The following is a 6,774-nucleotide window of genomic DNA, read 5'->3' as shown; positions in this document are numbered from 1 at the left end:
AAGATGATGTTTCTTATTTGCCGCTTAAGCTGAACACGTCAGGTGTTATTCCGTCGATATTTGCTTCTTCGTTATTATTGCTACCTGCTACTATTGCCGGTTTTGTTGATGTTGCCTCAGCTCCAGATTGGGTAATAGCTTTGATAGGTTCTTTGGGTCATGGTCGATTATTGTATATGATATTGTATGCGCTACTAATTGTCTTTTTTTCATTTTTTTATACAGCTATAGTTTTTAATCCTAAAGATGCCGCTGATAACCTTAAGAAGAATAGTGGTTTTATTCCTGGAATTCGCCCAGGTGAGCGTACTGCAGAGTATATTGATTATGTTTTGACGCGTATAACAGTTATTGGTGCTTTATATCTTGTATTTGTTTGTACCTTTCCGGAAATTTTGGTTGCTTGTACAGGGGTTCCTCTTATTCTTGGTGGTACCTCTCTTTTGATTGTTGTGAGTGTTGTGCTTGATACGGTGATGCAAGTGCAAGGCTATTTGATAGCTCAGCAATACGAGGGATTTATTAAAAAATCTAGATTGAGGGGGAGGAAAAAGGGATAATGAGAATTGTTTTTCTTGGTCCTCCCGGTGTAGGAAAAGGGACCCAAGCTATTCGTCTATCAGAGAAATTGGGTATTCCTCAATTGTCGACTGGTGATGTATTGCGTATGGCGATTGATAATGACACTGATGTTGGTAGACGCATTAAGAAGGTTATGGATTTGGGGGGGTTGGTTCCAGATGATGTTGTGAATCAGGTGGTTGCTGATAAGATAAAATGCATTGATTGTTCTTGTGGATTTATCCTTGACGGTTATCCACGGACTATCCATCAAGCTCAGGCTTTGCAATCTGTTCTTTCTGATTTAGGTAAGTCTCTAGATGCGGTAATTAATTTGGGCGTCGTTGATCCTGAGAAGATGTTTAAAAGGATACAGAATCGTGTTTTAAAAGCCGCTTCTGATGGGGATTCTGTGAGGGCAGACGATACGTATGAAACATTCTGTAGGCGGCTTGAGGAATATAGGGAAAAAACCTTTCCTCTTTCTAGCTATTATCGTTCCATTGGTTGTTTATATACGGTTGATGGAATGTTGGATGTGGATATTGTAACGCGAAGTATTGATTCTGTTATTCTTTCTATAGGAAAGAATTTCTGTAATAGTTGATTATTTGGATTTCTTTCGTTAAGAGAGATATTGTTGAGTTGTTTTTGTTAGTTAAGGTCTTTTTCTGAAAAAAAATAGATCGTTGCTTGTTTTGTGATTTGTGGGATTAGAAGGGAGATATTGGTGTGGCGCGTATTGCTGGTGTCAATATACCGAGTACGAAACGTGTGGTTATAGCACTTCGCTATATACATGGTATTGGTTTAAAAATTTCTCAGGATATTTGTGATAAATTAGGCATTCAATCTGAGCGTCGTGTCCATCAATTGACGGATGCGGAAGTAATGCAGATTCGTCGAGCTATCGACCAAAGTTATCAGGTTGAAGGTGATTTACGTCGAGAAACTGCTATGAATATAAAGCGCTTGATGGATTTGGGTTGTTATCGTGGTTTGCGGCATCGTCGCAATCTTCCTGTCCGGGGACAGCGTACGCATACGAATGCCCGTACTAGGAAAAGATCTGGAAAAGGTGGTGTGGTTAGGAAAAGGTAACTTTTCTACGCGTTTTTTGTATTTTTTGTATTAGAGAGTGGAGGAGTTGGATTTGCTTATTAATTTGGATTGTTTATGGGTAGACGACAGGGGGAATATTAATGCCTAAAGGGGGTGTGCGTATTCGGAACCGTGAGCGAAAAAATATAACCTCTGGCATTGCCTATATAGAATCGACGTTTAATAATACTAGGATTACGATAACCGATGCCCAAGGTAATACCATTGCGTGGTCTTCTCCTAAAGTGGTCGGTTTTTCTGGGTCGCGTAAAAACAGTCCTTTTGCTGCCCAAGTTGCGGCCGATGATTGCTCTAATAAGGCTCAAAATCATGGTATGTCCTTATTAGAGGTTAGGGTTAGTGGTTTAGGTGCTGGGCGTGATTCTGCTTTGCGGGCTTTGCGAGCTATTGGTTTTGTTATTTCGGCTATTCGTGATGTGACTATGATAGCTCATAATGGCTGTCGTCCGCGTAAAAAGCGTCGCATTTGAGAAGAATCTTTGGTGTAAGATTTTTCTGTAGGATAATACTTGTATTTTAGGATTTAGGATTAGATTCTTTGAATCTTCCTTTCTCGGATGATTATTGGTGATTTAAAAAAGGTTGGTGATATGATCCAAAAAAATTGGCAAGGCTTGATTAAGCCAAGTAACGTTGAATTTTCAGTTCTTGATAATGAAGAAGAGAATAGGACGACGTTGACTGCTGAGCCTCTTCACCGTGGTTTTGCTCATACCATTTGCAATGCGCTTCGACGTACGTTGCTTTCTTCTTTGCGTGGAACGGCAATAACTGCTGTGCATATTGATGGGGTTTTGCATGAGTTCTCCTCAATAGCTGGGGTTCGAGAGGATGTGACTGATATTATTCTCAATATTAAGGGAATTAATTTGAAGATGTCTGGCGATGGTGTTAAGCGAATTTCTGTTCATAAGCGAGGTCCAGGAAAAGTTGCGGCAGGTGATATACAGACTGTTAATGACATTGAGATTCTAAATCCAAATCATGTTATTTGTAATCTTGATGCGGGTGCGGAGATCCGTATGGAATTTACTGTTGGCAATGGTCGGGGTTATGTTCCTGCTGAGTATAATAAGACAGAAGGTGATCCTATTGGTTTGATTCCTGTGGATAGTCTCTACTCGCCAATCAAGAAAGTGTCATATAAAGTGGAAAATGCCCGTGAAGGACAGGTTCTTGATTACGATAAGCTAACCATGGTGATTGATACCGATGGTTCTATTGGAGGGGAGGATGCTGTTGCTTTTGCTGCTCGTATTCTTCAGGAACAATTAGATGTCTTTATAAACTTTGATGAGCCTAAGAAGGAAGTGGAAGAAGAAGTAGGGATGGATTTGTCCTTCAATCCTGCTCTTTTGAAAAAAGTTGATGAACTAGAGCTTTCTGTTCGATCTGCTAACTGCCTTAGAAGCGATAATATTGTTTATATTGGTGATTTGATTCAAAAAACTGAGGCTGAGATGTTGCGTACAGCAAATTTTGGTCGAAAATCTCTTTTTGAAATTAAAGGGGTTTTGGCAACGATGGGATTATTCCTCGGTATGCGTTTGCCTGATTGGCCTCCTGATAATATAGAGGAACTGGCTAAGCAATATGAAGATCAGTGTTGAGGTTAAGACAGATAAAAAGAGAGGATTATCATGCGGCATGCTGTAAGTGGACGTAAGCTGAATAGAACTTCCAGTCATCGTAAAGCTATGTTTGCAAATATGGCTGCTGCTCTCATCCAACATGAGCAGATTACTACTACTGTTCAAAAGGCGAAAGATTTGCGCCCGATTGTTGAGAAGCTCATAACTTTGGGAAAAAGAGGAAATTTACATTCTCGGCGTTTGGCGGTATCCCGAATACGGGATATTGGAGTGGTTTCTAAGTTGTTTGGTGTTATTGCTCCACGCTATGCTAATCGTTGTGGTGGTTACTTGCGGATCATGAAAATGGGATTTCGTTTTGGGGATAGTGCCCCCATGGCTGTAATTGAATTTGTTGATCGAGATTTTTCGGCGAAAGGTAGTGGCAAGAGTTCCAATTCTAGTGAGAAAAAAGATTGATCGCTTATTGATCTTTGATTTTTTTGATGCTTTCTTTTGTGCTAGGAAAAATTTTTTGGATATGTAGGGATCCTTATGTGAAGATAATCATATATCTTTTTAAGGATTGTCTTACGGTGTTATGCTTTTGCGGGAGAGATAGCGTCCTTTTATGAGATAAAGTGAGAGATTTTTCTTTTGATTGTGTTTGAAAGAATCTTTCTATTGACTGTGATATGCATACTTGTATTTTCGGTGTGTTTTCTTAGTTGCACTTTCGGCGTGCTCCTTCAAAATTTTTTATATTGGTGTGTGGGTAGACAGTGTTTTTATCTAAAAATATACAAAAGGTTGTTCTTGCCTATTCAGGTGGGCTTGATACTTCGATTATATTAAAATGGCTCCAGGTAGAATTAGGCTTAGAGGTAGTTGTTTTTATTGCTGATCTAGGTCAAGGAGAGGAATTAAAAATAGCTTGTGATAAAGCCAAGATGCTTGGTGCAAAAGAGGTTTATGTTAAGGATCTTCGGCAAGAATTTGTTCGCGACTTTGTCTTTCCAATGTTTAGAGCTAATGCTGTATATGAAGGTTGCTATTTGCTTGGCACTGCTATTGCTCGTCCTCTGATTGCTAAGTATTTAGTAGATATAGCAAATGAGACTGGAGCTGATGCGATTGCACATGGGGCTACTGGTAAGGGTAATGATCAAGTTCGCTTTGAATTGTCAGCTTATGCTTTGGATTCACATATAGAAATTGTTGCGCCATGGAGGCATTGGTCTTTTAAAGGTCGAAAAGACCTTCTTGAATTCGCGGAGAAAAACGGAATTCCGATTGAAAAAAACAAACGGGGAGAAGCACCGTTTTCGGTTGATACTAATTTGCTACATTCCTCTTCAGAAGGGAGGATTCTTGAAGATCCATCACAGCAAGCTCCGGACTATGTATATAAAATCACTCTTTCTCCGGAAGAAGCTTCGGATGAGCCTCTTACTATCAAGATTGGTTTTAAAAAGGGAGATGCTGTTTCTATTGACGGTGAGCTTATGTCGCCTGAGGTTTTATTAGATAAGCTAAATCAATATGGTCGTTCTAATGGGATTGGTCGTGTTGATATGGTGGAAAATAGATTTGTTGGCATCAAGTCTCGAGGAATATATGAAACGCCTGGTGGAACTATTTTGCTACATGCCCATCGTGCTATTGAGTCAATTTCGTTGGATTCAGGAGCATCTCATTTAAAAGATGAGTTGATGCCTCGGTATGCAAATCTTATTTACCAAGGTTTTTGGTTTTCTCCGGAGAGAGAGATGTTGCAGGCTCTTATTGATAAGAGTCAAGAGTATGTGGATGGATTCGTCACGCTAAAACTTTACAAGGGTAATGTCATGATTATGGGGCGTGAAAGTGATCGTTCTTTGTATTTTGATAAACTTGTAACCTTTGAGGATGATTTGGACGCATATGATCAACGAGACGCAGAGGGTTTCATAAAACTAAATGCTTTACGTTTGCGAACTCTTGCGAGGCGTAATAGTAAGAAGTAAGTAGAGTTCATTCAGAAGTGCATTGATGCTTTTCTCAACGTATTTTGTGGTCAATGTATTAGAGTATTTCTACTGGTGATAATCAAGAGGTTTCTTTTGCAAGGTCCTTGAGTAAACAAAGCATTTGTTTGTTTACTTTTGATTTCGGCGGTATACTCTCGTTATAAAATGAAAGATTAGGTATATGCAGATTCGCAACATTGCTATTATTGCTCATGTAGATCATGGAAAGACAACATTAGTTGATGAGCTTCTCAAACAATCAGGAGTTTTTCGTGATAATCAGCGTGTTGTTGAGCGTGTTATGGATTCTAATGATTTAGAGAAAGAACGTGGCATTACAATTCTTGCAAAGGTAACTTCCGTTGTTTGGAATTCTATTCGTATCAATATAGTGGATACACCTGGTCATGCTGATTTCGGTGGTGAAGTTGAGCGCATTTTATCTATGGTAGACGGTGTAGTTGTATTGGTTGATTCAGCAGAAGGTCCAATGCCACAAACGAAATTTGTTGTTGGTAAAGCATTAAAGATAGGGCTGCGTCCTATAGTAGTTATTAATAAGATAGATCGTTCTGATTCTCGAGCAGATGAAGTGATAAACGAGGTTTTTGATCTTTTTTCATCTTTGGATGCAAATGATGATCAATTAGATTTTCCAATTCTTTATGGTTCTGGTCGTGCCGGTTGGATGAATTCTTCTCCTGATGGTTCGCAAGATCAGGGTCTTTTGCCTCTTTTTGATTTGATACTTGAACATGTTCCGCCACCTGTTGTTGGTAATGGTGAGTTTAAGATGATAGGAACTATCTTAGAAAAAAATCCATTTTTAGGACGTGTCATAACAGGTCGCATTCATTCTGGTAGCGTTAAGTCTAATCAGAGTATTAAAGCTCTCAGTCCTGATGGTTCGTTAGTTGAGACTGGTCGTGTTTCGAAAATACTAGCTTTCCGTGGTATTGAGCGTTTGTCAGTTGATGAGGCATATGCAGGAGATATTGTTTCTATTGCTGGGTTAGTTAAGGCAACGGTTGCAGATACTTTTTGTGACTTATCAGTTGATGAACAATTGCAGGCACAGCCCATTGATCCTCCAACTGTGACTATGACTTTTCTTGTCAATGATTCTCCTTTAGCTGGTACCGAGGGAGATAAAGTGACGAGTCGCATGATTCGAGATCGCCTTTTTAAGGAAGCAGAGGGGAATGTTGCTCTTAAAGTTGAGGAGAGCAGTGCTAAGGATTCTCTTTTTGTATCCGGTAGAGGAGAGTTGCAGCTTTCTGTTTTGATAGAAACCATGCGTCGTGAGGGTTTCGAATTAGCTGTTTCGCGTCCTCGTGTTGTAATGAAAAAAGAAGAAAACACCCTTTTAGAGCCTGTCGAAGAGGTTGTTATTGATGTTGATGAAGAGTATTCTGGATCCGTTGTTCAAAGGATGACTTTGCATAAGTCTGAAATGATAGAGTTGCGTCCTTCAGGATCTGGGCGTGTCCGTCTTGTATTCCTTTCTCCGT

8 protein-coding genes are annotated in these 6,774 nt (G+C 39.6%); all 8 read left to right on the top strand.

What is annotated here, in order from left to right; all coding sequences use genetic code 11:
* The coding region (locus tag H0G72_RS03815) for a preprotein translocase subunit SecY (RefSeq protein WP_409049324.1) at positions 1-560 on the top strand (560 nt) is incomplete at its 5' end.
* On the top strand, positions 560-1,168 hold the full coding sequence (locus H0G72_RS03810; protein WP_182017460.1) for an adenylate kinase: 609 nt from the start codon (positions 560-562) through the stop codon (positions 1,166-1,168). The genes H0G72_RS03815 and H0G72_RS03810, both read left to right, overlap by 1 nt.
* 125 nt (positions 1,169-1,293) lie before the next feature.
* Positions 1,294-1,662 carry a 30S ribosomal protein S13 gene (rpsM, locus tag H0G72_RS03805; protein ID WP_182017459.1) on the top strand — a complete coding sequence of 123 codons (369 nt, stop codon included), beginning with the start codon at positions 1,294-1,296 and terminating at the stop codon, positions 1,660-1,662.
* A gap of 101 nt (positions 1,663-1,763) precedes the next feature.
* Positions 1,764-2,153, top strand: a complete 390-nt coding sequence (gene rpsK, locus H0G72_RS03800) for a 30S ribosomal protein S11 (RefSeq protein ID WP_182017458.1) — start codon at positions 1,764-1,766, stop codon at positions 2,151-2,153.
* Positions 2,154-2,273: 120 nt separating this feature from the next.
* A complete protein-coding gene (locus tag H0G72_RS03795) occupies positions 2,274-3,293 on the top strand; it encodes a DNA-directed RNA polymerase subunit alpha (RefSeq protein ID WP_182017457.1) in 1,020 nt (339 codons plus the stop codon).
* 30 nt (positions 3,294-3,323) lie between these two features.
* Positions 3,324-3,734, top strand: a complete 411-nt coding sequence (rplQ, locus tag H0G72_RS03790; protein WP_182017456.1) for a 50S ribosomal protein L17 — start codon at positions 3,324-3,326, stop codon at positions 3,732-3,734.
* A gap of 302 nt (positions 3,735-4,036) precedes the next feature.
* Positions 4,037-5,260, top strand: a complete 1,224-nt coding sequence (locus H0G72_RS03785) for an argininosuccinate synthase (RefSeq protein ID WP_182017455.1) — start codon at positions 4,037-4,039, stop codon at positions 5,258-5,260.
* A gap of 184 nt (positions 5,261-5,444) precedes the next feature.
* Positions 5,445-6,774: GTP-binding protein (locus H0G72_RS03780; protein ID WP_182017454.1), on the top strand; the 1,330-nt coding region annotated here is incomplete at its 3' end.

This window comes from Candidatus Liberibacter sp., from assembly GCF_014048425.1.
Taxonomy (GTDB): Bacteria; Pseudomonadota; Alphaproteobacteria; order Rhizobiales; family Rhizobiaceae; genus Liberibacter.
Note: the sequence above shows the minus strand (reverse complement) of the source record. Positions and strands in the feature narration are given on the sequence as shown.

What these genes read in the sequence shown, in the direction of transcription:
- H0G72_RS03810 (WP_182017460.1), top strand. Translation starts at nt 560, where the DNA reads ATGAGAATTGTTTTTCTTGGTCCTCCCGGTGTAGGAAAAGGGACCCAA.
- rpsK (WP_182017458.1), top strand. Translation starts at nt 1,764, where the DNA reads ATGCCTAAAGGGGGTGTGCGTATTCGGAACCGTGAGCGAAAAAATATA.
- H0G72_RS03795 (WP_182017457.1), top strand. Translation starts at nt 2,274, where the DNA reads ATGATCCAAAAAAATTGGCAAGGCTTGATTAAGCCAAGTAACGTTGAA.
- rplQ (WP_182017456.1), top strand. Translation starts at nt 3,324, where the DNA reads ATGCGGCATGCTGTAAGTGGACGTAAGCTGAATAGAACTTCCAGTCAT.